This window comes from Pseudomonas brassicacearum (assembly GCF_003732175.1).
GTDB classification, from domain to species: domain Bacteria; phylum Pseudomonadota; class Gammaproteobacteria; order Pseudomonadales; family Pseudomonadaceae; genus Aquipseudomonas; species Aquipseudomonas brassicacearum_G.
The window spans coordinates 1-781 of sequence record NZ_MOBI01000037.1; the positions used below are offsets into that span (position 1 = coordinate 1).

The following is a 781-nucleotide window of genomic DNA, read 5'->3' on the forward strand; positions in this document are numbered from 1 at the left end:
TACGTGATCCATATTGGCGTTTTTTTTGAGCCGTGTGACGAAGATAGCCCCCACCTGATCGATCTGGTGCCACCAGTTGTAGTCGCAGTAACCCTTGTCGAAAACGTATGTCATGTCCGCTTCGAGCGGCATGGTCAGGGCATCGCTCAGATCGTTGACGTTGGCGGCGGTGATGTTCACGTAAGTCGGGGCCGTTTGCCGTGGATCGATCGCCACATGCACCTTCAGACCTTGTGTTATGCGGGTCTTCGTCGCGGTGGTCCAGTCATCGAAGCCCGGACCGCGCAAGGTAATTGAGGTCGAGTCAATCAACGTAATCATGGCTTCGAGGGATTTACGCTGCTTGCGACCAACGCCTTGGAGCAGGTGTTCGCAGGCCAATCGAAACGGCTCTGGGCTGCGCTTGTTCAACGCATCACACAAGGTCGAACGCACCATGTTCTTTGCGTTGAGATGGTAACGGTGAGGCTCCAGAGATTGCGACGCCGTCGCCAGAGTGCGCAAGCTTTGGGCCTGTGTGATCTGGCCAAAAATCAGCGTGATGAGCAGATCCCAAGAGGTGAATTGTTTGGCGTAGCGATCAGCTCCGCAGCGTTTGACTGCGTTTTTGAAGAGTTGATGAGGAAGTGCCTGGAGCATCTGTGCAAGGCGAGTGCTGCTGAACATGGCCGGAAATCGAGTCTGAAAGAACCGATTATCGCTGAGAAGCGGGCACAGCAAGGGGGAGCAAGCTCCCCCTTCAGTTTTTACCGGACACTAGTGACGCTCTGCGTGGGAATGC

The 781-nt window shown here is 55.1% G+C and carries 1 protein-coding gene; it reads right to left on the bottom strand.

Translation table 11 applies throughout. The annotated features are described in order from the left end of the window. On the bottom strand, positions 1–666 hold a 666-nt coding region (locus tag BK658_RS28060; protein WP_123585145.1), incomplete at its 3' end, for an IS4 family transposase. Between the last annotated feature and the right edge of the window lie 115 nt (positions 667–781).